A 26,213-nucleotide genomic window follows, 5' to 3' on the forward strand; every position below is an offset into this window, starting at 1 on the left:
TGCTGTGCTACCCAATCGACGCCCCACTGTACGGGCTGGCTTGGCTGCCTCGCTGCTCGTTGTCTTAACGGCTTGTGCCAACAGCTCCACAGGTAATGTTTTCAAGGACTCTCTAGCGGCTGATTCTAAGTTGCGAGAGAGTACTGGCAATGTGGGGCAACCAGGGGGTGATGGGCAAACTGCAACGAATGCCAGCCGACCCGCTGACTTTCCGGCGGAAATCCCGATTTATCCAGAGTCGCAATTACAGGACATTGTTCCAGTCGCTAGTCCGACTCCTGTCAGTCCTACCCCGACAGGTGCTGCAACGAATGCCACCGCTAACCCAACGGAGAAGACGACTGGTCAAGCCCAATGGACCAGCGGTGATCCGAGTAACTTTGTACAAAGCTTTTATTTACAGCAGTTGCAAACCAATGGTTGGCAATTGGTAAGTCAGGCGACTCAAGATTTGCCTGCTACCTTGGTGGCACGGCGGAATGACTTACAAATCACAGTGGCGATTGGAGCTACGGCAACTTTTGCCTTGCCTACTCCCAGCGATCGCCCTGATACTGCTAGTCCTGATACTGCTAGCCCTGCCCCTAGCTCAACCCCCATCCCTAGTAGTTCATCCACCAGCACTGTATTCACAATTGATTACGCCTACGAAAGTGGCAGTGTTTCGTCTCAAGCGGTTAACCCCAATTCTGAGGCTCCCCAACCCGGTGATTCGGAGTTTGTCGGTCCCGTTTTAGAGGGAGCCACCGCATCAGGTACAACCAGCCCAGCCACATCCACACCTGTTACGGCGAATCCTCAAGGGTTCACCGACCTCGATAAAGCCCCAAAAGAACTGCGGTCTTACCTCAAAGATCTGGCACAGTTAGGAGTTTTACCCCTCCGCTCTAGCGACACCAAAAGCGCTGCTGCCAATCGCTCAACCCTGTTTGAGCCAAACAAAATCATTACTCGCCGTGAGTATGCCCGCTGGCTAGTTACAGCCAACAACCGCATTTATAGCGATCGCTCTGGGCAACAAGTTCGTTTGGGTTCTAGTGGTACCAAGCCTGTATTTCAAGATGTGCCGAAAACTAACCCAGATTTTGAAGTGATTCAAGGGCTAGCTGAAGCAGGTATTATTCCGAGTCCCTTGTCCGGTGAGGCGACTGTGGTCAACTTTCGGCCCGATGCTCCATTGACGCGCGAAGTCATGTTGTTGTGGAAGTTGCCGCTCGATACCCGCCAAGCTCTGCCCGCTGCTTCTTTGGATGCAGTGAAAGAAACTTGGGGCTTTCAAGATGCTGGGAAAATTGATCCGAAAGCGCTGCGAGCGGTCTTGGCTGATTTTCAAAATGGGGATTTGGCCAATATTCGTCGAGCTTTGGGATACACCACGCTCTTTCAACCCAAAAAATCAGTGACGCGGGCAGAAGCCGCTGCTACCCTTTGGTACTTTGGCTCTCAGGGAGAAGGGTTGTCGGCGCTGGAGTTATTGCAAAGTCCGTCAGGGGTGACTGCGTCGCCTCGCCCAGCTGGTCCTTAAAGGATGGCTCATTGTTTTAAGCCTAAGCAATCCTGAAGGGTTTGTGAGAGCCGCACCCCCTGAGGGCACGCCTCTCACAAACCTCAACCGGATAATTATTTAGGACAGCTATAGCACCTTCTATAAATCTCAGGAAAATAAATCTCCTTAAAACTCCTTCGGTTGATCCCCAGAATTGCCTAGAATGAGGCCAGAGCCCTATTAGGAGAGGCATTTGCTATGCCCAAAACTGTTGCGGAAGTCATGAGCCGCAATCCCATCACCGTTAAGCCTGAAACCCCGCTTCAGGAAGTGGTTCAGATTTTGGCAGAGCGACGAATCAGTGGCCTACCAGTCGTTGATCAGTCCGACAAATTAATCGGTGTTGTTTCCGAAACAGATTTGATGTGGCAGGAAACTGGAGCCACCCCCCCTGCCTACATCATGATTTTAGATAGTGTGATCTATTTAGAAAATCCATCCCGTTACGAGCGGGACTTACATAAAGCCCTGGGTCAAACTGTGGGGGAAGTGATGAGTCGCGACCCGGTGACGACAAATCCCGATCAACCACTGCAAGAGGCCGCTCGTTTAATGCACGAGCGTAGTATTCATCGCCTGCCTGTTTTAGATGCCACAGGTCAGGTCATTGGGATTTTAACGCGGGGTGACATTGTCCGAGCGATGGCTGCCCACCAAGATTAACAAAACCAATTGCTTGAAAACATTGATAGATCAGGCACCTAATGCCGCGATCGCCATTTCCATACCAAAAGCGAGATTAATCAATATGAGTATTACGCCCGAATCTGTGCAAGCTTTACTGCACTCAGAAGACTTTGGCGATCGCCTGCGAGGGGTGAATCAACTCCGCCAGCTGGAGCCTGCTACTGCCTTTGAACTGATTCAAACCGCAGTAGCAGATAGTAGTGCTAGAGTTCGCTACGCGGCGGTCAGCCAGCTTTCCTCCCTGGGCCATCACGATCTAGCTCAAACCGCAACGATTTTGCGCGATCGCTTACACAATGACCCAGAGCCTGACGTGCAAGCTGCCGCTGCTGATTCCTTGGGAGCCTTGAAACTACAGGATGCACTGGAAGATCTACAGCAACTTTATCAACAAACCCCAGAGTGGTTGGTGCAGTTCAGTATCATTGCGGCCTTGGGAGAACTCGGTGATCCCCGTGGTTTTGAGTTGTTAGAAACGGCCCTGACTTCTGAGAATGAATTGGTTGAAATGGCCGCGATCGGTTCGCTCGGGGAATTAGGCGATCGCCGTGCTATTCCTTTGTTGGTGTCTTACGCCTCTCATCCTGACTGGCAAGTCCGCCATCGGTTGGTGCAAGCTTTAGGACGACTCGGTGGAGCCGAAGCGCAGTCAGCGTTGACAACGTTAGCTCAAGACCAAGTGCCGCAAGTAGCTCAGGAAGCCCAAGAAACCTTGCAATCTGTCTAAAGAAACTGTATCAAGCGACTGCGAAGCGGACATGGGTTTTCCTTAAAGTTCAGTTAGTAGGAACAATTTGTCGTCCAGCTAAGTCCATAATATTGGGCAAGGCGAATTACCCATCGCTGAGCCCAGACTAAATTTTAGAAATATGGCATTAAGCTAAGCCCACCCTAGTCATAGGGCGGGTTTTATTTTGTCAAAAAACATGCTTCTTGCCTGCGTGTTATCACCACAATAGTTCGAGCTTAAATTGATTGGAATTAACCCAATCATGAAGGTACTCATTAAATTCTCTACAGCTGAGTACCCTCTAACTTAAAGAATGAGTGAAGATTGCCCTGCCACGATGGTACTTCCCACTAGCCGTGTATAGAGTAGTTACGGCAGGGTCAAGCAAAAGACAGTTTCATTCAGGTAGGTAGTCGTTTTAACACTTAGCTTCTAGTCGCTAAAACTGTTGAAACTTAGTGTAGTTCCTGGTCTGAATTACGCGATCGCTACAGTAACCTGGCTGGAAAAGGATGAATTCCTACATCCAGTCTTCCGACTCAGTTCTCAAGCCAGGCTCTAGGCCGTTCGGCCCTTAGCATCTACCGCCCCATCCGATGCACGTATCGTGTGGTCCTTATCAGTCTGACTTCAGGACTCCAGCTTGTTTCAGCTGGGAGCTCAAAAATTTCAAAGGTAATTAGTACCACCTTAGAAAGGCTTTCGCCTACGTCACGCATTACTTACGGAGACACAACATGAATCCTTGCAAATCTTTAGTAGCTGTAGCTGCTATTTCTACCCTAATGAGTGTTTCTGCTCCTGCACAAGCTTTTAGCTTCGCGGGTGCTACCTCTAATACAGACGGGAGTTTCTCCTTTGCCAACACGACTAATGTTCAGTTTGACTTCTTTGCATCTCATGGTGCATATCAATCTGATTTCAATGTCTATGACTCCAGCAAAAAGTTCGTGACAACCTTATTCACAGAGCTTCAGGCCAAAGACCCAGGTAGCAGCAACAAGAACGATGCGAAAGGAACCTGTCCTTTATCCGTACAGCCTTGCCAAACTACCTTTACATTCGCTAAAGGTGTCAGCTACTTCCTCGGCTTGACTGCCAAGGGAGCCAAAACTGTCTATACAGATTCTGCTGAAACCTCCTTCAATTTTGTCAGCGGTAGTGAAACCTTTGATTACTACACAAACTTCAAGGGTAATGGCTCCGACTTGAGTCAACGAACCAAGAAAACCATCACTGCTGCACCAGGAACTACCTTGATTGCTGTAAATGATTCCTGGAAAGGGGACAGAGATTATAACGACTTTATCGTGACTGCGGAATCTGTACCTGAACCAGGCACAATTGGTGCATTGCTAGGAGTTGGTGCGCTTGGTTTCATGGGTCGTCGTCGCAAAGCAGGTGCAGCTGAGAAAGCGTAAATAAGCCGCAATTAACAACCTGAGAAAAAGGTGAGCAGCTAGAAAAACTGTTCACCTTTTTTTACTATGGTTTACATAAAAATCGCTGCAATCGCAATTAGTAGCCAGGACTTAGCAATTACCAACCATGATTGTTAACCCAAACTTCAGGGATCTACATGGGTTACGCCGTAAGTTGAATCATGCGACCTTGGACGACACTGTGAAGCAGCCTCACTTCTATTTGCTCTTTCCCAACATTTTTGGCTACATGGGTGGCATTCAAGTTTACTCTGCAGTGCTACTTCGGGCGTTGCAGGAGTTATATCCAGAAGCTGAATATGATGTGTTTCTAAAATATGACCGCTCTGACAAAGTTAACCTTCAAGACTTGGAGTTTTTGCCTCAGACTCGGTTTCACTACTTTGGGCAATCTCATGGCGATCGCAATCTATGGCGACGGTATGGGATGGCGAGCCTAGCAGCAGCCAAAATGGTTGGCTTAGGGCTTTGGCAACGCCCGACCCTGATTTTGACAACCCACTTAGATTTTTACAGCGTGGTCTTTGATTGGTTTAAGCGTCTGACGGGGGTACCGTACGGCGTGGTTTTACATGGCTTGGAAGCTTGGAATGTTGAGAACGCAGCGCTCAAGGCTGTGCTCCAGCGAGCTGACCAAGTGATGGCAGTCAGCCACTACACGCGCGATCGCTTGTTACGCGAACAGTCTCTGCCGTCAGATCATGTAACTGTGTTGCCCAACGCCTTTGATGCTAGCCGCTTTAAAATTGCGCCTAAACCAAACTATTTACTAGAGCGTTACGGTTTAACTCCTGATCAACCCGTGATTTTGACTGTCTCTCGCCTTGATCAAAATACTGGCTACAAGGGGTACAACCAAATTATTCAAGCATTGGTAGAAATTCGGCATCACATCCCCAATGCCCACTACGTGCTAGCTGGTAAGGGGAACAATGTGCCTTACATAGAAGCATTGGTGCACCAGCTCAATCTTCAAGATTGTGTCACCCTAACCGGATTTGTGCCCGAGTCAGAACTTTGCGATCACTACAATCTTTGTGATGTGTTTGCCTTACCAAGCCGTGGAGAAGGGTTTGGCATTGTTTACTTAGAGGCTTTAGCTTGCGGCAAACCAGTTCTGGCCGGAAACCAAGACGGAGCCGTTGATCCCCTCCTCAATGGGGAAATAGGCTGCTTGGTTGATCCCAATGATGTAGAGGCGATCGGGGAAAATCTCACACAGATCCTCCAGGGAACTCACCCTAATTCTTTGCTGGGTCAGCCAGAAATTCTTCGTCAAAAAACCATTGAGAATTTTGAGTTTGCCCAATTTCGCCGCATCCTGTCTCAATCATTACAGTCCTTACAACTACCGCAAACCTAGACTTGCAGCTCGCGATGCCTCTCCCGAATGAACTGGCACGAGCTCAAATTAGGCTCCTGACTATATTTTTGAGTGAGGTTTCGGTACAATGGTAATAGTAGATTAATAATTCTAAAAACTTAAAAAGCCTGAGAAGCGTTGTCCTTCATGCAACGTAGATTGAGCTATAGAAAGTCAACTTGTTCCAGTCTTGATCTAGTGAGTAACTTCTGTAATAAGTTTCAGTAATTACCGTAGTGTTAGGCTGGCGACTTCCTTCTAGTGTTTAAAGGCATGACACTAACCAACTCAGGCTTGAGTGAAAGAAGGTTACTAGGTTATTCTCAGGGTGATTGCTTAACAAACCAATGTTTGTTTATCCACCTGAAAACTACGGGGTTTTTTAAGTGATTTCGGTTTCACTTCGGCCTGTAGGGCGCAATTGGGGCACAGTTAGCTTTGCTTCTACCCTTTATCTCTATCCAGTTCTAGATTTACTGCTTGCAGAGGTTCCAGCTCAGTGGCAAGCAGAGCTTAGGCTAGGGCTACAAGAAGCACTAGTGAACGCGGCGAAGCATGGGAACAAACTAGACCCTAGCAAGACAGTTCTAGTTCGCTTCTCTGTAGTGGAAAACCAGTACTGGTGGGTGATTTCAGATCAGGGCTCAGGGTTCGCGCCTCCTACCTCTTGTAGCTCTAGTTGTTCAGAACACCTACCTCACAACGAGAAAGAATGCGGTCGGGGTCTGTACATTCTTTACCAAGTGTTTGACCGAGTGCAATGGAACGCCTCTGGGACTGAGTTAAGACTGTGCAAAGAGGTGAGCAATCGTTTCAAGTTGCCTCTGGTTCGCTAATAATTTTGGCTTTTATATCCAATGTCCTCATTTGGGGCATTCTAGGTGAGATGCCACTCACTCAAGCAGCATCTTCAGTAATGTAGGCTACTATTTTTGAGTGATCAGGCACTCGTGCTCCTAAAACTCAGTCACTGGTGTCAGGATTCTCGTTGAACAATATGGTTAAAACTGTGAAGCGATCGCACAACTGGTTATCTCGCTCAAAAAATCTCGATTTATTCTTGTTGGCTGGTTGCTCCTGCCTCTTGACCCTGATTTACCAACCAGTCGGCGAAGCGTTTTCTAGCTCTGGAGCGATCGTGAAAGGCACGACTTCGGTAGCGACTACAGCCATTGTGGAAACTCAATCACGGGGATCAAGTGCAATTCAATTGACGTTGCCAGAGCGAAAGCTTGATCCCAGTCAGGACGCGGAAGCTGATCAGAGTTAAAACATTCTCGTTAAAGCTTGCTCAGGTGCTTCAGCCTTCGAAAGCTCAAACTTCGGGAGTAGGGCTGGGTGATGGGCTGGCTTGACGGTGGCCATGCGTCGGACACGGAGGCGCAGACACAGAACGGTCGAGCCATCCAGCGGCTTGGCGCAGACGCGGTAAAGCTTCTTCCGGCTGATCTTTGAGCAGAAAAACTAAAGCGGCGGCGGCTTGTTCGCTAGCACGCACTTTCCGGTTAGACTTTAGCCGATGCCAGTCCATGTCTGTTAAGGTCAAGCGGGCTGCTAGGGCTTGGGCAAGTTCGAGAGTGCTCAATTCTTGCAGATGTGCGGTCTGAGGGGCAGTGAGACCTTGAGCGATCGCTGCTGGTTTGGAAGTTGCATCCGGCATAAGCAAGTCCTAAAGGCGTGTGAGCTGGGTTGGCATCTAACCCTACTTTACTATTGTTGTCATGAAGCTACCGCCCGAATCATCATCGCCTTCACCGCCTGAACCAGATGCCGAACTGACTCATGCTGATGAATCTTCAGCGACTTTCGATCAAGAGTTTGCGGAGGCGGTACAGGAACTAGAGCGATCGCTGCAATCTCTCAAAGAACGTTACACTCAAATTCAGGACGACCAATCCCGTCAGAACAATCTGCAACAGCGTTTGGACCAAGTGCAACGTGACTTGCGACAGACGCGATCGCAGGAAGTGCGCCAAGAACTCCAAGCAGAACTTAAGCAAATTCGGCAGCAGTTAGATGCTTTGGAGGTCGCCCTAGAAAGCCAGTTACTCTCCTGGAACAGCTTGAAGGATGTTTTTTGGCAAGCGGTGCGTTTTGGTGGTTTGGGCGTTGTTGTAGGCTGGATTTTGAAGTCCTGTGCCAATTAGCCCCCGATTTTAGTGTTTAACGATGATAGCGACACGACGGATTGCAGAAGTATTGCGCAGCGGTGAACCCAATGAAGCGATCGCCGTTCAGGGTTGGGTGCGAACCAAGCGAGAGTTGAAGGGCTTTGCTTTCGTAGAAGTTAACGATGGCTCTGCTTTAGCCAGCTTACAAGCGGTGCTGAACCAAGACTTGCCCAACTATGAGGAAGTGCTGAAGCAGGCCAACACGGGTGCCTCAATAGAGATTTCTGGGGTTCTAGTTCCTTCTCAGGGCAAGGGACAGCGAATTGAGCTGCAAGCCCAATCGGTAACGGTTTACGGAGAAGCCGATCCAGAGAGCTTTCCTTTACAGAAGAAGCGGCATTCGTTTGAGTTTCTGCGTACTATTGGTCATTTGCGTCCTCGCACGAACACCCTAGGGGCTGTATTCCGGGTGCGGAATGCTTGTGCCGCTGCGATCCACGAATTTTTCCAAGAGCGGGGCTTTTTGTGGGTCCATACCCCTGTGATCACGGCGAGTGACTGTGAAGGGGCGGGGGAAATGTTTGCAGTCACGAACCTGAATCTGAAACAGGTGCCGCTAACGGACGCGAAAGAAATTGATTACAGCCAAGACTTTTTCGGGAGACCTGCCTACTTGACGGTAAGTGGGCAGCTCGAAGCCGAAATCATGGCAATGGCATTCAGTAATGTCTATACGTTTGGTCCGACGTTTCGAGCTGAGAACTCTAACACTTCCCGTCACTTAGCTGAGTTCTGGATGGTGGAGCCAGAGATGGCTTTCTGTGACCTAGACGGCGATATGGATTTGGCCGAAGCGTTCCTGAAGCATATCTTCAAGACGGTGTTGGAGCGCTGCCCGGAGGATATGGAGTTTTTTAATCAGCGGATTGATGATACGGTGCTGGCGACGGCGGATAACATCATCAATAACCAGTTTGAGCGGCTGACCTATACGGACGCGATCGCCCTGTTGGAGAAATGCGATCGTAAATTTGAGTATCCGGTGGAGTGGGGTCTAGATTTGCAGTCGGAGCATGAGCGCTACTTGGCGGAAGAAGTATTCAAAAAGCCTGTAATTTTGACGGATTACCCAACGCAGATCAAGGCGTTCTACATGCGCCTAAGTGATGATGAGAAAACGGTGCGGGCAATGGATATTCTGGCCCCTAAGATTGGGGAGATTATCGGCGGTTCGCAACGGGAGGAGCGCCTAGATGTGCTGGAGCGGCGGATTAAAGCCCAAGGATTAGACCCAGAGATTTATTGGTGGTATCTCGATTTGCGTCGTTATGGAACGGTGCCCCATGCGGGTTTTGGTTTGGGGTTTGAGCGGTTGGTGCAGTTTATGACGGGGATGACGAATATTCGAGATGTGATTCCGTTCCCGCGTACGCCTTTAAGTGCTGATTTTTAGTTTTTGGGGCTAAATCCGAGCCTTGGGGGCACTCGCCCCCAAACCCCCGCTGAGGGACGGCTGCGTCCCCCAGACCCCCTCCAGAAGTAACCCTTACTCTCTTCAGTTCCTCTTGTGGATGCTAGTCAGAGCTATGTTTACCTATGCTTTAATCTGGTTCCCCCAAGCTTGGGGGGTAGGGGGGCTTGTTTAAGCTTTATCTATTTAAGAAATCGGGCTGGAACGATTGATTGTGGCTGAAAAACGAGTTTTGATTTGGTATCGCAATGATTTGCGGCTCCATGACCATGAGCCTCTGCATGAAGCGCTGCAGGCTGGGGCTGAGGTGGTTCCTTTTTATTGTTTTGATGCTCGGCAGTTTGATCAAACCTCGTTTGGTTTTCCAAAGACGGGGGCGTTTCGGGCGCAGTTTCTGTTGGAGGCGATCGCAGATTTACGGGAAAGCTTGCGATCGCTGAGCAGTGATTTGGTGGTGCGTCGGGGTTTGCCTGAGGCCATCATTCCGGAACTAGTTAATCAACTGCAGATCTCGGCGGTTTACTGTTATGGCGAGGTTACGTCTGAAGAGACGGCGATTGAAACGGCATTAAAAACTGCGCTACAACCTCTGGGTATAACGCTAGAAACCTTTTGGGGACAGACGCTTTATCATCTCGATAATTTGTCCTTTGAGATCTCTGAGCTACCGGAGCTATTCACTAATTTCCGTAAGCAGGTGGAAAAGTATGCCAATGTCGATCCCACGTTGCCGAAGCCTCAGAAGTTGCCTTCTTTGCCCGACGTAGAGGTAGGTGAGTTGCCGCAACTGGCAGATTTGGATTTGGAGCTGCCTGTTGTGGATGAACGTGCGGTGGTGCAGTTCAAAGGTGGGGAGACGGCAGGGCTGGCAAGGCTGCATGAATATTTTTGGCAGCGCGATCGCCTCAAAACCTATAAGGAGACGCGCAATGGCATGTTGGGGGCAGACTATTCGTCGAAGTTTTCGCCTTGGCTGTCGCTGGGTTGTTTGTCGCCGCGTTACATCTATGAGCAGGTGCAGGAGTATGAGTCCAAACGAATTAAGAATGATTCAACTTACTGGCTGATTTTTGAGCTACTGTGGCGCGATTATTTCCGGTTTGTCTGTGCCAAACATGGCGATCGCGTGTTCTATGGCTCTGGCTTGCAAGGGCTGGCGATCGCTTGGAAAGATGACCCGCAGCGTTTTGAGCTGTGGAGGCAAGGGCAAACGGGTTTTCCGCTGGTGGATGCCAATATGCGAGAGCTGGCGGCAACGGGATTTATGTCCAATCGCGGTCGTCAAAATGTGGCGAGCTTCTTGACGAAGAATTTGGGAATTGATTGGCGAATCGGTGCCGAGTATTTTGAGTCGATGCTGATTGACTACGATGTGTGCAGCAATTGGGGCAACTGGAACTATACGGCTGGTGTCGGCAATGATGCCCGTGGCTTCCGCTTTTTCAATATTCTCAAGCAGTCGAAAGATTACGACCCGCAGGGTGAATATGTGAAGCACTGGCTACCGGAGCTAGCGAATGTTCCTGCTACGAAAGTACATGAACCGTGGAAACTGCAACCTGTCGAACAACAGCGCTTCAACGTCAGAATTGGTGTGGATTATCCGCATCCGGTGGTAGATCTATTCAAGTCTGCTGAAGCGAATGAGAAAATCTATGACGCTGCCACTCCCCAGAATCAGCGCCCGATTTCTAAGCGCAGCGGTAAAACGGCCCGACTCCGGTAATTGGTGCTACCACTAGCAGCAGAGGGTTGTAGAAAAATGGGTAAGGCCAGGACGAGCAAGCCAACTAAGAAGAGATAGGCTGCTAGGTCAAAGATGGTAAATCCTTGGGAACTACGTGTTCTAGTCTGAAAAAGCCCTCTAGTCTGAAAGCGTCTATTCATCGGTAGTTTGCCCTGTGGAGGTGACGGAGGAGATGCTTGTAGTGTGCCCAATTGCAGTCTCCTGTTCTCGCTTCATCCACCTTGCTGATAAGCAAATCAGGACAAAGGCAATCGCCTTTGGGAAAGAGTTAATAGCTGCGATCGCTGCAGCCAGATGCTAGGTTAGCGGTGAACTCAACGGCAAGTGAGTTTTGGCGGTTGGGCTAGGAGGGGCAGATGAAAAGCGAAAAGGACAAGATGCTGAGCAGTGAGCTTTATGACCCACTCGACCCTCAACTTTGCGCTGAACGCCGTCGGGCTCGCCTGTTAATCAAGACGCTCAATGATTCCCGCGATGACCAACTGGAGGAGCGTCGCCGCATTATCCAAGAGTTGTTCAAAATCACAGATGAAGAGGTTTGGATTGAGCCACCATTCTTCTGCGACTATGGCAGCAACATCACGCTGGGCAATAAGGTTTTCTTTAATTTCAACTGCGTCGTTTTAGACGTTGCCGAAGTTTTGATTGGTAGCAACGTGATGTTTGGGCCTGCGGTGCAAATCTACACAGCAACTCATCCCCTCAGTGCCAGCGATCGCCGTACAGGTTTAGAACTGGCTAAGCCAATAGAGATCGGCTCAGATGTCTGGGTGGGGGGTGGTGTCTTGATCCTTCCCGGCGTAAGGATTGGCGCTGGTTCGGTTATTGGGGCAGGCAGTGTAGTTACGAAGGACATTCCAGAGGGAGTGCTTGCAGTAGGCAATCCTTGCCGCGTCATTCGTGAGGTGAAGGATTAGATTTGGGTAGAGAGCGATCGCCTCTAATAGTGACGAAATTAAAGCATTGTGGAGTGATTCGGTCAGGGTAAAATTTTCGCCCTATACTGGCTAGACATTCTCAGGTGAGATTGGGAGCATGAGCAGTCCCCCTTCTGAGCAGCCAACTTTTGAGGTGGTGAGTAAATCGCAATCGGATGAGCTAGGAGCGATTCAAGCGCTACCTGAGTTAACGCCAGCGGTGGTGCAGCGCGTAGAGGAGGGGCTTGCTGCGGCTCGCGATCGCGCAGTTCGAGCCAGTATCCAATCAGCACTGGATGAGACAGAGGCGATCGCGAGAGGTCAGTTTGAGCGAGCCGTATCAGGTGAGTTTCGGCAAACTGTGTTGCGATCGCTGATTCACAGTTTGTTTCGGGTGCGGGTGGAGTATCCGGAGCGCATTCCCCAAGGGCCAGTGTTACTTGCCGCTAATCATCTCAATCACATTGACCCATTCTTGCTGCTCTCGGAGGTTCCGGGTGAGCCGTATTATCACATCTTGGCGGATGCCCGGACGCTATATAACAAGTGGTGGAAGCGGCAGGTGTTGCGGCAAGCGCGAGGAGTGATTCCGGTTGAGCGGCGGTGGCGAGAGGAAATTGCAGTGATTGCAGCGGCTAAGAGCGATCGCCCAGATTTAGCGGAGCTAGGGGCGGCTTTGGAGCAAGATGTTCCGGCGGGAAATGCGATCGCGGCTTTGCGGCAAATTGATCGGGCGGTGCAAGCAATTTTTGCTCACGGGGATGGCATTATCCTGTTTCCGGAGGGGGGATTGGGCACGCTAGAAGGACAATTGCGTTTACCCTTAAAACGGGGGACGGTCATTTATGCGCTGCGAGCAGGGGTGCCCATTGTGCCAGTCGCGTTAATCGGCACCAAAGACCTCTATTTTCGTAAAACTTTAACAGTCAGGTTTGGTGAACCGCTGCATTTTCCTGCCTCCCATCGCCCCAAACCTCAAGAAGCCCAAGCCGCCATAGACGCATTGCAAGCGGCGTTGCTACAACTCTTGCCCTTAGATTATCAGGAGCCTCAAGGGGTGAAGCTGTTCCGCAAATCTCTGAATCACCTGTTTTGGTAAAGTATCGCGATCGCTGGAAGAAAACTATGGATCGAACTGAGTTAGCCTTTACCCCCGCTGTTGAGCAAGCACAACTGATTCGTGCCAAAACAGTGTCGCCGTTAGAACTAGTCGAGCTGTATCTGGAGCGCATTCAGCGGCTAGATAGTCAGCTTGGTAGTTATTTCACAGTTACGGCAGAGCAGGCGATCGCAGACGCCAAAGCCAAAACAGAGATTCTCGCTCAGAACCACAATGTTGATGAACTGCCACCGTTTTTTGGGGTGCCGATTTCAGTTAAAGATTTGAGTGCGGTGCTAGGGGTGCGCTGTACCTACGGCACTCCGGTAATGAAGGACAATATCGCTAACTATGAAGATGGGGTGGTGACGTGGATCAGGCAAGCGGGCTTTGTGATCTTGGGCAAAACCGCAACGTCTGAGCTGGGTTCTTTTCCTTACACAGAACCTCTAGGATTTCCTCCCGCTCGAAACCCTTGGGATTTGGACTACACGCCCGGTGGGTCTAGCGGTGGGGCAGCAGCAGCAGTGGCGGCAGGGCTATGTGCGATCGCTCAAGGTTCGGATGGTGGTGGTTCGATTCGAGGGCCAGCGGCTTGTTGTGGGTTGGTGGGCATTAAGCCTTCTAGAGGCCGAATTAGCTATGCACCCGTAGGCGATCGCTTGAGTGGGCTTGCCACCAATGGCCCTTTGGCCCGCACCGTCACAGACGCGGCAGCCCTGCTAGATGTGATGTCCGGTTACACCACGGGTGATCCTTATTGGTTCCCAGACCCGAATCCTTCTTTTCTCAAGGTGGCAGAGCAAGCCAAAGCTACGGCTGGGCAACCTGTATCACCGCTCCGAATTGCATTCTCGACTGCGGTGCAACCGATTGGAGAAGCTGACCCCGTCTGTCAGCAAGCCGTTTTGGATACAGTGAAGTTGTTAGAAAAGATGGGGCATCAAGTTGAACCGGGTTGTCCTGACTTTGCGGATCTGGTAGAGCCGTTTACAGTGGTTTGGCGAGCGGGGGTGGCAGCATCCGGAATTCCAGGGGAGTATCTGCAACCGATGAATCGCTGGATGCTAGAGCAGTCTGATTCTTGTGGGGAATATCTGCAAGCGGTGGGGATGATGCAGACGATCGCCCGTCGCATTGTGGCTTTCTTCAATACCTATGATGCGCTGGTGCTGCCTGTCTTTTTGCACCCCACAATTCGGGTGGGAGAATGGGCTGACTTAGACCCTGCCGAAACCTTGCAGAAAATTACCAATTGGGTCGCTCCTTCGCCGCCATTTAATGCCAGTGGTCAACCTGCGATCGCCATTCCGACAGGATTCGATCCGCGAGGGTTGCCCGTGGGGGTGCAAATTGTCGGGCGTCCTGCGGCGGAGTCTACTCTGATCGCTTTGGCGGCTCAGATTGAAGCCTTACAGCCTTGGAGCGATCGCCGTCCTCGCTTCGCTCTTTGAGTCAGCGCCAACATGAAAGTGAGATTGCCTTGGCCACCTGTTCGGCCCCGTCGTACTTGGACCCCCTATCTCGTTTTAGGGGGAGCATTGCTGCTAACCACCGTTGCGACTGCTTACGTGGCGACTGTGGCGCGAGCCAAAGACCAAATACGATTCGAGAATGCAGTTCAGCGGACTGAAGATGCAATTCAAAATCGTTTAGAAACCTACATCGCCCTACTACGCTCCAGTAGTGGATTGTTTGCTGTCAATGAGCGCCTTACCTCAGCCCAATTTCGCACTTATGTAAAACAGGTAGAACTAGGGCGGCGTTATCCAGGCACTCAAGGGATTGGTTTCTCGGTACGGCTGAGAGCAGACGACAAGGATGCTTTTGTTGGCGAGATGCGACAGCAGGGCTTTACTAACTTTGCCATTCAACCAGACTTTCCGCGAGCCGAGTACCACGCCATTATTTACTTAGAACCCTTCGACCAGCGCAATCGAGCAGCCCTCGGGTTCGATATGTTTACAGAACCAGTGCGGCGGGCAGCGATGGAGCAGGCTCGCGATACTGGAGCTGCGGCAGCTTCGGGTCGAGTGACTCTCTTACAAGAAATTGAGCAAAATAAGCAAGCAGGTTTTTTGATCTATGTACCGCTGTATCGTACGGGGGATACTCCTGGTACGGTCGCCGGGCGGCGGTCAGCTTTGCAAGGCTTCGTCTACAGTCCTTTCCGAGCCGATGACCTGATGGCAGGGATCTTCGGCAATGAACAATATCCAGCGGTTGAGTTCCAAATTTATGACGGATCTGATCGAAACCCACAAAACTTGCTGCACCGCTCGGATCGATTGCGGATTCACCAACGATTGCCTTACCGTCCTCGGTTCACTACATCCAGGGCGATCGCCATTGCGGGTCGAGCTTGGCACATCACTTTCACCTCTAGCCCAGAGTTTGAACTAGCTTCTAGCAAGAGCTTCGTACCCTACATTGCCTTGAGTGGAATTGGGTTGAGTTTGGCGCTGTTTTGGGTGACGCGATCGCAAGTACAGGCTCGGTCTGTCGCTGAGCGATCGCTGGCGGAGTTATACCAGTCAGAACAAGCGCTGCGCCAGAGTGAAGAACGCTTCCGGACGCTAATTGAGCAATCGCCTTGGAGTACCCAAATTTTTGCCCCCGATGGTCGCACGATTCAGGTGAACCAGGCTTGGGAAGAACTGTGGGGCATCACGCTAGAGCAGTTGGGTGACTACAATGTTTTGGCCGATCAGCAATTGGTCGAGAAAGGCCTCATGCCCTATCTTCAACGGGGATTCGCCGGAGTCGCCACCGCTATCCCAGCGGTCTTGTATGACTTGGAAGCTACGCTACCCGGTGTGGCTTCGCGCTCAGACTCTCAGTGTTGGGTGAGAGCCTTTATCTACCCCGTGAAAGATAAGCTGGGCCGCCCGCGTGAGGTAGTACTCATGCATGAGGATATTACTGAACAAAAACAAATAGAAACTGCTCTCAGAAATAGCGAAGGGCGCTTCCGGCGTTTATTTGAAGCAGATATTATCGGTTTGTTTTTTGCGGGGCGCACTGGCAACATCTTGGAAGCCAACCACGCCTTTCTGCAAATGGTCGGTTACACACCCGAAGACTTGTCAGCAGGTCGGCTGCGTTGGGATGCCTTGACTCCTGTTGAATATCGCTATCTAGATGAGCAGGCCATTCTAGAAGATCAGAGAGGTGGCGTTTGCTCTGCTTACGAAAAGGAATTCATTCGCAAAGATGGCAGTCGGATTCCGGTTTTGGTGGGTGGTGCCCGGCTGGAAGAAGATCCGAATGTAGGGATTACCTTTGCCTTAGATTTAACCGAGCGCAAGCGAGCAGAAGAGGCGCTACGATTCCTCGCCCAAGCTAGTACGGTTCTTGCTTCCTCTCTAGAATACGAAACTACTCTCACGAGCGTCGCTCAACTGGTGGTGCCCACTTTAGCGGATTGGTGCGGAGTAGATATTATTCAGCCCGATGGCGCGGTGCAACAACTGGTGGTTGCCCATGTTGATCCAGCCAAAGTCGAGCTAGGACATAAACTCCGCCAGCAATATCCGCTCGATCCGAATGCTTCCACAGGTCTAGCCCAAGTGTTACGGACTGGCCATTCCGAACTTTACCCAGAAGTCACTGATGCCATGCTGGTGCAGGGAGCCCGTGATCCTCAGCATTTGGAGCTGATGCGGGAGATTGGCTTCAAATCTTTAATGATCGTGCCGCTGGTAGCGCGTGAGCAGATTCTAGGAGCTATCATCTTTGTGGCTGCTGAGTCAGGTCGGCGCTATGGTAAAGCTGACTTGGCCTTGGCAGAAGACTTGGCTCGTCGCGTAGCGATCGCGGTGGATAATGCTCGCCTCTATGCGATCGCTCAACAAGAACGGACTCAAGCCGAAAACGCCAACCGCACCAAAGACGAGTTTTTGGCCACCCTGTCCCACGAGTTGCGAACCCCCTTAAATGCCATGCTGGGTTGGACGCAATTGTTGCGATCGAGACAGTTTGACGAAGCGATGGTGGCGCGAGCTTTAGAAACAGTGGAACGGAATACCCGCTCACTGGCAACTTTGATCGAAGATATTTTGGATGTTTCCCGGATCATTACGGGTAAGTTGCGGCTGAAAGTGCGTCCGGTGGATTTGGTGGTAGTGATTGAAGCTGCGATCGAGACAGTGCGTCCTGCTGCCGATGCTAAGCAGATTCTTTTGCAATCTGTGCTAGATTCATCGGCCAGCCCGATCTCTGGGGATAGCGATCGCCTTCAGCAAATTGTCTGGAATCTTCTCTCCAATGCCATTAAGTTCACCCCATCCGGTGGCCGAGTGCAAATTCAGCTAGCGCGGAGCCAGACTCAGGCGGAAGTTATCATCAGTGATACAGGGCGAGGCATCAGCCCAGAATTTTTGCCTTATATCTGGGAGCGCTTCCGCCAAGCAGACAGTTCTACCACTCGCTCCTATGGTGGCTTAGGATTGGGACTGGCGATCGTGCGGCACTTGGTAGAACTGCATGGCGGAGTAGTGCAAGCAGAAAGCCTAGGCGAAGACCAGGGAGCCACTTTTAGGGTTAAATTACCCCTGATTACGGCTCGCTTAGAATCGATCAGCCCTGAGCCAGCTTCTACGACTAGCAGCAATTTAGGGGTCTTAGAACCCTCTATCGATCTGCAAGGTTTACGAGTGCTGGTGGTGGATGATGAACCCGATGCCCGCGAATTTGTCGCGACTGCTTTAGAACAATGCGGTGCGAGTGTGATTGCGGCTGCTTCTGCTACAGAAGCTTTGGCGGCCATACAGCAGCAACGCCCAGATGTATTGGTGAGCGACATTGGCATGCCAGAGATTGATGGCTATACCCTGATTCATCAAGTGCGATCGCTGCCCGTCGAGCAGGGAGGGCGCATTCCAGCGGCGGCCTTAACTGCATATGCTAGAGAAGACGACCGAAACCGCGCACTCCTAGCTGGTTTTCAACTGCATGTCCCTAAGCCTGTGAGCCCATCCGACCTGATTGCGACAGTTGCCCACTTAGCAGGACGTACCACCCCTCACTCAACTTAGGACCACGATCGCTGCCGACTTTCCGCAACGGCTTGACGGGTGCTACGAGCTTGAGCCACTAAGCTTCTAGATTGGGCTACTGCTCTGGTGCATCGCATCCTAGCTCCTAAAGCAATTTCGGTATTTCGCTCCAGCGCAGTCTTGAGGCCAGCAAATCGTCCTTCTAGACCATCCACCTTCTGCCTAAGATCCAAAACATCAACTTCTAACTTCTGATCATTTGCTTTCAAGCTGGCAATCTCAGCAATCAAATGCTCGATGGTGAAAGCCAGATCTAAGTTTTGCCGCAGGGCTTCTACCACTAAATCGGCTTTGTCTACGCCAGTCATGGCCGATCGCAACTCCAGAGCTTCAAAAACTTCTGCTGGGATGTTTAGCCCTTTGAGGTTTGGATTCATAGCACAACTAGAAGGGTCATTACCCTTTCCCTCTCATGAATGAATTGAGCAAAATCAAAAAAGCAGAGTTGGTTGCTTGACAGACTCTAGGTGTGTCTTCTGTGCCAATTTCTACTAAATCACTAAATCATGAATCAGTCTATCGTGGCAGCAAATTGGGTTTTAGCGTTGGCCTTAAGAGAATTCGCTATAAGCCGTAAATCTATCTAGGCTCATGGATGCAGGCTGAGGTGGACTGTCCAAACTGTCTAGCTTTTCCTGTTGCAGTTGCAGGACTAACCACTGAATTTCATCCTGCAACACCATCTCAAATCGTTGCCCGATCGCCGCTTGGTACGGATCACTCGGTGTTGGCTCGGCTTGCTGACTTTCTAAGCGCAACCGACAAGTCATTAAGCGGTGCTTAATTAACTTCAGCCGCTCGGCTGGCTCTATGTGGCTAAAGAAGAAAACCTTGATGCAAAACCGCGATCGCGCATTCACCCAACTTTCGTGGGGGTGAGCCATCATTTCTTGCTTCCAGCGATCGCGTCCTTGAGATGTAATTTGGTAGATCTTCCGGCTGGGGCCTCCCTGACTCGCTTCCTCAGTTTGAGTCATGATGTCACCCCGGTCCTCTAAGCGTTTGAGCAAGGGATAAATCGCCCCATAGTTGACGCTAATACAACCACTCATAAACTGCTCTAGCTGCTGTTTGAGGCGATATCCATGCAACGGTTGCTGTTGCAGAAGTCCGAGAGCTGCTAGTTCAAGCATGGGCTAATTCAAAGAATTTGCTTATAACAAATTGATATACCTAGTAAGTGTACCGAAATTTGTAAAGCAAAGTTAAAATTTCAGAAACGACGTTCGAGTGGTTCGTTCAAGTTATGCCACAGTCTGCTGACGTAAAGCCTCAAACCTCAGAACGATTTCCGCTACTGCTGGCCAGTCGAGCGTTGCTGCTGATGCTGCTGGTAACTGTATCAGGCTGCGGAATTTTCACCAAAGCAGATGCAGAAGCACCTCGGCAGCAGAACGGAGGGGCACGCGGTGGCCCAACTCCAGTGGATGTGGCGATCGCTGAAACTGGCTCCTTGCAAGAAAATTTGGAATTTACTGGAACAACTCAGCCCTTGCGGGAAGTGTCTCTGCGGGCTCAAGTGGAAGGCCAATTGCTCGATCTCCTCGTTGATGCGGGGGATACGGTGGGTAGAGGCCAGACAGTCGCCCAGTTAGATGCTTCGCTGTTGGCTACTTCAGTCACAGAAGCCCAAGCGGAATTGGCTACCCGTCAGTCGGAAGTGGCTCAAGCGGAAGCGGAAGTGAATGATGCCAGGACGCAGGTGGAAGAAGCGCGGCTCCAACTGCAACAGGCCCAATCCGATGCGGCGCGGCTCCAACAGTTGTTGCGTGAAGGAGCGATCGCCGCTCAGCTTGCTGAACAAGCCCAAACTGAAGCTCGTACTGCGGCTCAAGCTCTACGCTCGGCCCAAGAACAAGTCCGCACCAGGCAGCAGGCAGTGGTAGCAGCCCAGGGTCGGGTGGCCGCTCAGCGAGCTGTGGTGGCTCAAGCTAATGAGCGGCAATCTTATGCAACGCTGAGTTCCCCGGTGACAGGTGTGGTGCTGAAGCGAGAAATGGACCCAGGCACTTTGGTGCAACCAGGCACCGAGATTCTGCGCTTGGGTGATTTGAGCAGCGCTAAAGTCATCGTCAACGTCGCGGATAAGCAACTCGGCACCATTCGCCAAGGGCAAGACGTGCGGGTGAGCTTAGATGCCTTTCCCAATCAAGTCTTTAGCGGGGAAGTAACTCGGATTACGCCTGTGGCAAATGCGCTTTACGTCCCGATTGAAGTTACGATTCCCAACGAGAATGGTCGTGTGGGTAGTGGGCTATTTGCGCGAGTGAGTTTTGTGCAGGGGCGATCGCAACGGGTCGTAGTGCCAGAATCGGCCATTCAGTCAGAGCGAGGTCAGCGAGACCAGCAAGGCCAGCAACAGCGCACTAACGCCACTAGTAATGCCACTTTATTTGTCGTGGATGGCAATAACCAAGAACCCAAAGCTGTGGCCCGCTCTGTCACCTTAGGTCAGCAAGCCAACGGGAAAGTGGAAATCTTGTCTGGCTTGCGCGTGGGTGAAGAGTTTGTAGCTCGTAGTGGCCGACCGCTTAAGGATGGCGCCCCGGTGCGTCTGAGCATTCTCTCAGAAACTCAACCTGGCCAAACTCAAAAACCAACTCAATCGACTCAAACCACCCAGCCTACCCGAACGACTCAACCTAATCCAAACCAAGGGAAACAGCGGTAATGCAAGCTCCTCAACCCAAAGGCTTTAGCGTCAGTGCGATCGCGATTCGTCAGCATATCGGTACCCTGATGCTGACCCTAGCCGTGATTGTGGTGGGAATTTTCTTCCTCACGACGCTGCAAGTTGATCTGCTGCCCTCCATTACCTATCCCCGGATTGGGGTGCGGGTAGATGCGCCGGGAGTTTCTCCAGAAGTGGCAGTCGATGAAGTCACCAAGCCCCTGGAAGAAGCGCTTTCTGCAACCGAGGGAGTGGTGCAAGTCTATTCCCAAACGCGCGAAGGACAGGTGAGTTTAGACCTGTTCTTTCAGCCAGGCGGTGATATTGACCAAGCTCTGAATGAAGCCACGGCTGCCTTCAACCGGGCTAGGGGACGTTTGCCCGAAACGGTAGAAGAACCGCGCCTGTTTAAGGTTGATCCGTCGCAATTACCTGTTTATGAGTTTGCTCTAACTTCGCCTTCCCGTGAAAGCGTGGATTTGCGCGTGTTTGCCGATGAAGAGCTAGCCCGTGAGTTGGGCGTTGTCCCTGGCGTTGCTTCTGTCGATGTCTCCGGTGGTGTGGCCGAAGAAGTGAGAGTCAACATCGATCTCAACCGCCTGCAAGCGTCTGGTGTGGGGCTGACAGATGTGTTGAATACCCTACGCGATCGCAACGTCGATGTGGCTGGAGGCCGTATTCTAGGCTCGAGTGTAGAACCGCTGACCCGCACCGTGGGCCGATTTCAAAACGCCAACGAAATTGCTAATTTGTCATTTGAAACGAGAGGCAGCAGCTCCGCTACGAACCAAGCAACTAGTAGCGGAGCCACACAAGGGGAGAACAGTGCTTCCTCTGCAAGTTCTCCTCTGACTAGTCGGGTTTACTTGCGAGACTTTGCTGAGATTATTGACGGTAATGAAGAACAGCGTGTATTTGTGGCGCTGAATGGCCAGCCTGCCGTTAAAGTCAGTGTGCAAAAGCAGCCCGATGCCAACACAGTTGCAGTGGTAGATGGCGTCAAAAAAAGGCTGGAAGCCCTCAAGCAGTCTGGTTTGATTCCAGAGGACTTAGAGATCCGTCCAACCTTGGATGAGTCGCGCTTTATTCGTAACTCCATCTCCGATGTGACAGGTTCCGGGATAGCAGGCGCAGGTTTAGCAGCTCTCTCAGTTCTGGTGTTTTTAGGTTCATTACGACAGACATTCATTATCTCCCTCACGATTCCTTTGTGTGCCTTGGCAGCGGCGATCGTGATGAAGCTGTCTGGTTTCTCCCTCAACGTCTTTAGTCTAGGGGGGCTCGCCATTAGTATTGGCCAAGCGGTGGATACCTCTGTAGTCATTTTGGAGAACATTAATAAGCGAGTCGCAGAATCAAGGCAAAGTGCAGGCGAGGGAACTGCAACTGAGTATTCGACCCAAGCCGCGAATGAAATCGTTGAGGAGAGTAGCCGAGAAGTTGAGTCTTCCTTGGTGGCAGCGACTGGAGCCAACTTAGTGTCGGTCCTGCCATTTGTCCTGATTGGCGGTTTTGTCTCCTTACTCTTCAACGAATTAATTCTCACCATTTGCTTTGCGGTAGTTGCTTCTCTCGTTGTTGCCGTCACAGTGGTGCCGATGCTCTCGGCGCGACTGCTGATGCTGCCTTGGTCAAGTCACGTCGATCGCTTTTGGGTATTGCGGAAATTTAACGAACGCTTTGACTCAGCCACCCGTAGCTACGCTAATACCTTAGCCAAAGTGGTGCGTCACCGATTGGTCGTGGTTGCGATCGTCATTGTCGTTTTAGGCGGCGGCAGCTTATGGATGGCAGGTCAAATTTCTCAAGAAATTCTGCCACGCATCAGCACAGGTCAAGCCAACTTATCGGCTCAGTTTCCCCCAGGCACCCCGCTAGAAACCAGTCAGAAGGTGATGGCTAGAGTCGATGAGATTCTGTTGGAGCAACCTGAAACAGATTATGCCTTCACGACGGTGGGGGGTTCTTTGTTTGGCAGCAATACCAGTGCTAACCCACTTCGAGCTACCAGCACGGTGACGCTTAAGCCTGGGAGTGATGTTGAAGCTTATGTAGCTCGAGTCAGCAAAGAGTTTGACAAACTCAATCTGGCTGGGATTCGACTGCGACTGAATCCTGGCCAAGTGCGAGGCATTGTGCTGAATAACTCTCCGGTGCGGGGGGCAGAAATTGATGTGATTCTGCAAGGCCCGAATGCTCAACAACTGAGTCAAGCTGGACGCCAGGCGTTGCAAGCTTTGGATGATCGCGTTGCTCTCGCTAGCTTCCGACCCGATGCAGATGAACGCCAACCAGAAGTACAGATTCGCCCAGATTGGGAACGTCTGGCTACTGTTGGTTTAACGACTCAAGATATTGGTGACACCATCCAAACTGCCCTAGAAGGCTCAGTACCCACGCAACTCCAGCGAGGCAACCGCTTAGTGGATGTGCGAGTAGAACTCAATCAGACAGCCATCCAGCAAGCCTCTGAATTGGCTCAACTTCCCTTGTTTGTTGAAGATAGCCGCCGGATTCGACTTGGTGATGTGGCTCGGATTGAAGAAGGTCAAGCACCCGGTGAAATTCAGCGCATCAACCAGCGGCAAGTATTTATTATTGCAGGCAGCTTGAATGAGGGAGCTAGTTTGGGCGCAGCCCTGGAGGAAGTCAATGCAGTCCTAGCTGGAATTGAGCTACCCGAAGGAGTATCAGTGTTGCCTAGCTCTGCGGCGGAGTCGAGTCGTCAGTTGCAAGATTCTCTGAAGACCCTGGGTGGGCTGGCTGCGTTTCTGGTCTTTGTGGTCATGGCAGTGCAGTACAACTCCCTGATTGATCCGTTGGTGATCATGCTGACGGTTCCCTTAGCGCTAGCAGGTGGCATTTTAGGTCTGTATGTCACTAAAACCGCGATCGGAGCCACAGTCGTAGTGGGAGCCGTTTTGCTCGTGGGGATTGTGGTCAACAACGCCATCATCATGGTGGAACTAGCCAATCAGATTCGAGAAGAGGAGGGTTGCGATCGCCGCACCGCCATTCTCACCGCCGCTCCTCAACGTTTACGTCCGATTATGATGACCACTGTCACCACCGTTTTAGGCTTGTTTCCCCTCGCACTGGGTATTGGAGAGGGGTCAGAATTTCTGCAGCCTCTAGGGATCGTGGTTTTCTTTGGGATGTCCCTTGCCACAGTGCTCACTCTATTTATCATTCCCTGCTTCTACACCTTGCTCCATGATTGGCATGGTGGCTTCGGACGCAAACGGCGCTTGGCTCCTCAACCCATTCCTGTGGAAGTACCCCCTCCTACAGTTTCCGGGCGACGCTAAAAGCTAACTCTTGGTAGACGCAGCACGGAGAAGCGATCGCTACCGTTGAACTAGCGTTTTCCAGAGTTTCTATGTCCTCTGCCCCTCAATCCCGTTATCGCCGCAAAGAAATCCTTCGGGGTATCTTTGCGGTTTGTCTGATTATTGTTGGCATCAGCCACTTCGTCAGACCAGAACAATACGCCCGCATCGTACCGCCACCGTTTCCCCCCTTCGCCTCCGTCTACATCAGTGGCGTTTTTGAGATTCTGGGGGGCATTGGCTTAATGATTCCCTTCGTTAGTGTGGCAGCAGCTTGGGGCTTAATTTCCCTGTTTATTGCGGTGTTCCCTGCCAATATCTACATGACATTGCACAACATCAAGATTGACGGGATCCCCCAAAACCAAGCTCTGTACTGGGCTAGGCTTCCTCTCCAAGCTGTACTGATTGCCTGGGCCTACTGGTACACCCGTAACCCAGAAACCCAAGCAGGAAGTGACTTAATCCCTAATTCCTTCCCCGAAGCGAAGACGCACTAATTTAGTAACAACGGAAGTTAATTTGTTTTGGAAGGAGTCTGAGGGACGCAACCGTCCCTCAGCGAGGGGTTAGGGGTGCTTGCCCCCAATGGCCTAGTTCTTACCAAATACTTAACGATTGTCGTACCGCTTCCAATAACGGTGATGACGGATCACCTCATCCGTACTCGTCTCAAACGGATAAGACCCACCCAAAACCCGAATTTTAGAACACCCAAACAAGCTTTGTAGCCTGGTTGAAATAGGTAGCAAACTGTTGATCACCTGCGATCGCACATTGCTAGTCGTACAAGTAATAATTAGCTCCATCCCTCGCTCTAGCGGCACCAGTTGTCAATCACAAAAACTAAAGAGCGAGTTGAGCGTACGACTGAAAGAACTAGAAAAACGTTGATACCGAGCAGCGGCCTGACCAAACTGCTGAGCGATCGCGGTATCGGTACTCCCAGAATGAGGCTGGTCATCTGGCTGTGTATTCATTCTTACTGTGTGTGAAGTCGCGAACTTGGATTTAGTATTCTTACGCGATCCTGAGATTCCAATCAAGCCTGTTTTTACGGCTTATTTTGCTCCTTAGGAATTTTCAGTTAAATCCGCGATAGCCTAGTGCTTTTATAGACATTTACCTTACTGAGAACTGGCTTTAGCAACTAAACAACTTCACTCTCATCCGCGACATTTCCTCAATCCAATAGGAGTAAAACAAGCTCATGCGGTTGGATGACCAAACCGTAGGAGGTGACAGCTGTGCTGCCAAAGCTAACTTGAGATCAATCAAGCCCTTACTCAAGTAACAGCAGGAATTGCATCATGGCTTACTCTCTAACTCAAATCAAAGAAGTTTTGGATGGATTGGGATATAACTTAGGCCCCAACGGCATTAACGGCAACTACGACGCCACCTTAGATATCTACACTCAGGCGGCATTACGCGAATTTCAAGCCCAATACAGCTTGCCAATTACAGGCAGATTAGATGCCGCAACAGAAATTAAAGCTGGACAAATCGTGAAAAATCTTCAGTACAGCTTGAATCTAACCGTCAATGCTAAGCTGCCTGTAAGCGAATTTTACGGTCCTCTGACTCTGCGAGCCATGAAGACCTTCCAACAAACCTATAGCTTGCCAGCAACTGGAATTGCTAATTTAACCGTTCGGAAAAAGCTGGACGAAGAAGCTAAAAAGCGTCTGCCTCGTGGTGCAGATTTCAATGTTCTCCAAGAGGAAGCCCTACAACAAGTAGTCTAATAACTGCTTAAGCTTAATTATTGTGACGAACTTCTTGCTCTCATCCCCCTACTCAGGGGGTTTTTTGCGTTTTTAGCTTTTCTACAAGTTAAAGCAAATAGCTGCCAACCTACCTGAGTTAGTCTCTGGTAAGCTTCCAGGGCATCTGGTTGTAGTTTTAGTTGACTCAGATCTTGCACCTCGTAATCTGAACCTCCCACCCCTGCTGCTGTAACAGCATGCGCTTTTGCTCAACTTCCTGAAGCAACAGGGCAACAACCACCTCGCCTAGGCAGGCTCCGAGCACGGTTGTCGC

General features: G+C 50.9%; 23 protein-coding genes. 18 read left to right on the plus strand and 5 right to left on the minus strand.

Going from position 1 to position 26,213, the window contains the following annotated elements; all coding sequences use genetic code 11:
* Positions 1 to 4 precede the first annotated feature (4 nt).
* The 7 genes from H6F90_RS31410 to H6F90_RS05685 all read left to right on the plus strand — a co-directional run bounded on the left by H6F90_RS31410 (position 5) and on the right by H6F90_RS05685 (position 7,038).
* The gene (locus H6F90_RS31410) at positions 5 to 1,525 is read left to right on the plus strand and encodes an S-layer homology domain-containing protein (RefSeq protein ID WP_190550972.1); all 1,521 of its coding nucleotides are present in this window, start codon (positions 5 to 7) and stop codon (positions 1,523 to 1,525) included.
* Positions 1,526 to 1,744: 219 nt separating this feature from the next.
* On the plus strand, positions 1,745 to 2,209 hold the full coding sequence (locus H6F90_RS05660; protein ID WP_190550974.1) for a CBS domain-containing protein: 465 nt from the start codon (positions 1,745 to 1,747) through the stop codon (positions 2,207 to 2,209).
* Between the two features lie 13 nt (positions 2,210 to 2,222).
* Positions 2,223 to 2,960: a phycobilisome degradation protein NblB gene (gene nblB, locus H6F90_RS05665; RefSeq protein ID WP_370587954.1), complete on the plus strand. Its 738-nt coding sequence runs from the start codon at positions 2,223 to 2,225 to the stop codon at positions 2,958 to 2,960.
* 740 nt (positions 2,961 to 3,700) lie between these two features.
* On the plus strand, positions 3,701 to 4,384 hold the full coding sequence (locus tag H6F90_RS05670; protein WP_190431123.1) for a PEP-CTERM sorting domain-containing protein: 684 nt from the start codon (positions 3,701 to 3,703) through the stop codon (positions 4,382 to 4,384).
* Between the two features lie 127 nt (positions 4,385 to 4,511).
* Positions 4,512 to 5,768 (plus strand): glycosyltransferase, encoded by a 1,257-nt coding sequence (locus H6F90_RS05675; RefSeq protein ID WP_190550976.1) that lies wholly within the window; start codon positions 4,512 to 4,514, stop codon positions 5,766 to 5,768.
* Between the two features lie 386 nt (positions 5,769 to 6,154).
* The gene (locus H6F90_RS05680; RefSeq protein WP_190550977.1) at positions 6,155 to 6,604 is read left to right on the plus strand and encodes an ATP-binding protein; all 450 of its coding nucleotides are present in this window, start codon (positions 6,155 to 6,157) and stop codon (positions 6,602 to 6,604) included.
* A gap of 161 nt (positions 6,605 to 6,765) precedes the next feature.
* Positions 6,766 to 7,038 (plus strand): hypothetical protein, encoded by a 273-nt coding sequence (locus H6F90_RS05685; RefSeq protein WP_190550979.1) that lies wholly within the window; start codon positions 6,766 to 6,768, stop codon positions 7,036 to 7,038.
* A 45-nt stretch (positions 7,039 to 7,083) separates the two neighbouring features.
* Here H6F90_RS05685 and H6F90_RS05690 read toward each other — a convergent pair whose 3' ends face one another.
* Positions 7,084 to 7,428 carry a DUF6439 family protein gene (locus H6F90_RS05690; RefSeq protein WP_190550981.1) on the minus strand — a complete coding sequence of 115 codons (345 nt, stop codon included), beginning with the start codon at positions 7,426 to 7,428 and terminating at the stop codon, positions 7,084 to 7,086.
* A 61-nt stretch (positions 7,429 to 7,489) separates the two neighbouring features.
* Here H6F90_RS05690 and H6F90_RS05695 point away from each other — a divergent pair, with 61 nt between their 5' ends.
* The 7 genes from H6F90_RS05695 to H6F90_RS05725 all read left to right on the plus strand — a co-directional run bounded on the left by H6F90_RS05695 (position 7,490) and on the right by H6F90_RS05725 (position 18,149).
* On the plus strand, positions 7,490 to 7,915 hold the full coding sequence (locus H6F90_RS05695; protein ID WP_190550984.1) for a TRAFs-binding domain-containing protein: 426 nt from the start codon (positions 7,490 to 7,492) through the stop codon (positions 7,913 to 7,915).
* A gap of 22 nt (positions 7,916 to 7,937) precedes the next feature.
* Positions 7,938 to 9,332 (plus strand): asparagine--tRNA ligase, encoded by a 1,395-nt coding sequence (asnS, locus tag H6F90_RS05700; protein ID WP_199295739.1) that lies wholly within the window; start codon positions 7,938 to 7,940, stop codon positions 9,330 to 9,332.
* A gap of 232 nt (positions 9,333 to 9,564) precedes the next feature.
* The gene (locus H6F90_RS05705; RefSeq protein ID WP_190550986.1) at positions 9,565 to 11,076 is read left to right on the plus strand and encodes a DASH family cryptochrome; all 1,512 of its coding nucleotides are present in this window, start codon (positions 9,565 to 9,567) and stop codon (positions 11,074 to 11,076) included.
* 377 nt (positions 11,077 to 11,453) lie between these two features.
* Entirely contained in the window at positions 11,454 to 12,014 is a 561-nt protein-coding gene (locus H6F90_RS31415; RefSeq protein ID WP_190550988.1) for a sugar O-acetyltransferase, read from the plus strand.
* A gap of 118 nt (positions 12,015 to 12,132) precedes the next feature.
* The gene (locus tag H6F90_RS05715) at positions 12,133 to 13,113 is read left to right on the plus strand and encodes a 1-acyl-sn-glycerol-3-phosphate acyltransferase (RefSeq protein WP_190550990.1); all 981 of its coding nucleotides are present in this window, start codon (positions 12,133 to 12,135) and stop codon (positions 13,111 to 13,113) included.
* Positions 13,114 to 13,139: 26 nt separating this feature from the next.
* The gene (locus tag H6F90_RS05720) at positions 13,140 to 14,567 is read left to right on the plus strand and encodes an amidase (protein WP_190550992.1); all 1,428 of its coding nucleotides are present in this window, start codon (positions 13,140 to 13,142) and stop codon (positions 14,565 to 14,567) included.
* 12 nt (positions 14,568 to 14,579) lie between these two features.
* Positions 14,580 to 18,149, plus strand: a complete 3,570-nt coding sequence (locus tag H6F90_RS05725; RefSeq protein WP_190550994.1) for a CHASE domain-containing protein — start codon at positions 14,580 to 14,582, stop codon at positions 18,147 to 18,149.
* Here the strand turns inward: H6F90_RS05725 and H6F90_RS05730 are convergent.
* Positions 18,146 to 18,547, minus strand: coding sequence for a hypothetical protein (locus tag H6F90_RS05730; RefSeq protein ID WP_190550996.1), 402 nt, complete (start codon positions 18,545 to 18,547; stop codon positions 18,146 to 18,148). The two genes, H6F90_RS05725 and H6F90_RS05730, sit on opposite strands and share 4 nt — an antisense overlap.
* A gap of 174 nt (positions 18,548 to 18,721) precedes the next feature.
* Entirely contained in the window at positions 18,722 to 19,303 is a 582-nt protein-coding gene (locus H6F90_RS05735) for a PadR family transcriptional regulator (protein ID WP_190431135.1), read from the minus strand.
* 113 nt (positions 19,304 to 19,416) lie between these two features.
* Between H6F90_RS05735 and H6F90_RS05740 the strand changes: the two genes are divergently transcribed.
* The 3 genes from H6F90_RS05740 (at position 19,417) to H6F90_RS05750 (ending at position 24,670) form a co-directional block, all read left to right on the plus strand.
* Positions 19,417 to 20,841: an efflux RND transporter periplasmic adaptor subunit gene (locus H6F90_RS05740; RefSeq protein WP_190551014.1), complete on the plus strand. Its 1,425-nt coding sequence runs from the start codon at positions 19,417 to 19,419 to the stop codon at positions 20,839 to 20,841.
* A complete protein-coding gene (locus H6F90_RS05745; RefSeq protein WP_190551016.1) occupies positions 20,841 to 24,149 on the plus strand; it encodes an efflux RND transporter permease subunit in 3,309 nt (1,102 codons plus the stop codon). Before H6F90_RS05740 ends, H6F90_RS05745 begins: the two co-directional genes overlap by 1 nt.
* Positions 24,150 to 24,220: 71 nt before the next feature.
* Entirely contained in the window at positions 24,221 to 24,670 is a 450-nt protein-coding gene (locus tag H6F90_RS05750; protein WP_190551018.1) for a DoxX family protein, read from the plus strand.
* 111 nt (positions 24,671 to 24,781) lie between these two features.
* Here the strand turns inward: H6F90_RS05750 and H6F90_RS05755 are convergent, their stop codons facing one another.
* A complete protein-coding gene (locus tag H6F90_RS05755; protein WP_190551020.1) occupies positions 24,782 to 24,979 on the minus strand; it encodes a hypothetical protein in 198 nt (65 codons plus the stop codon).
* Between the two features lie 24 nt (positions 24,980 to 25,003).
* Positions 25,004 to 25,150 (minus strand): hypothetical protein, encoded by a 147-nt coding sequence (locus H6F90_RS05760; RefSeq protein ID WP_190551022.1) that lies wholly within the window; start codon positions 25,148 to 25,150, stop codon positions 25,004 to 25,006.
* A 330-nt stretch (positions 25,151 to 25,480) separates the two neighbouring features.
* On the opposite strand from H6F90_RS05760, the gene H6F90_RS05765 reads away from it, so the two are divergent.
* Positions 25,481 to 25,918, plus strand: coding sequence for a peptidoglycan-binding domain-containing protein (locus tag H6F90_RS05765; RefSeq protein WP_190551030.1), 438 nt, complete (start codon positions 25,481 to 25,483; stop codon positions 25,916 to 25,918).
* Positions 25,919 to 26,213: the final 295 nt, after the last annotated feature.

The sequence above is a fragment of the Trichocoleus sp. FACHB-591 genome (assembly GCF_014695845.1).
In the GTDB taxonomy this organism is placed as follows: Bacteria; Cyanobacteriota; Cyanobacteriia; order FACHB-46; family FACHB-46; genus Trichocoleus.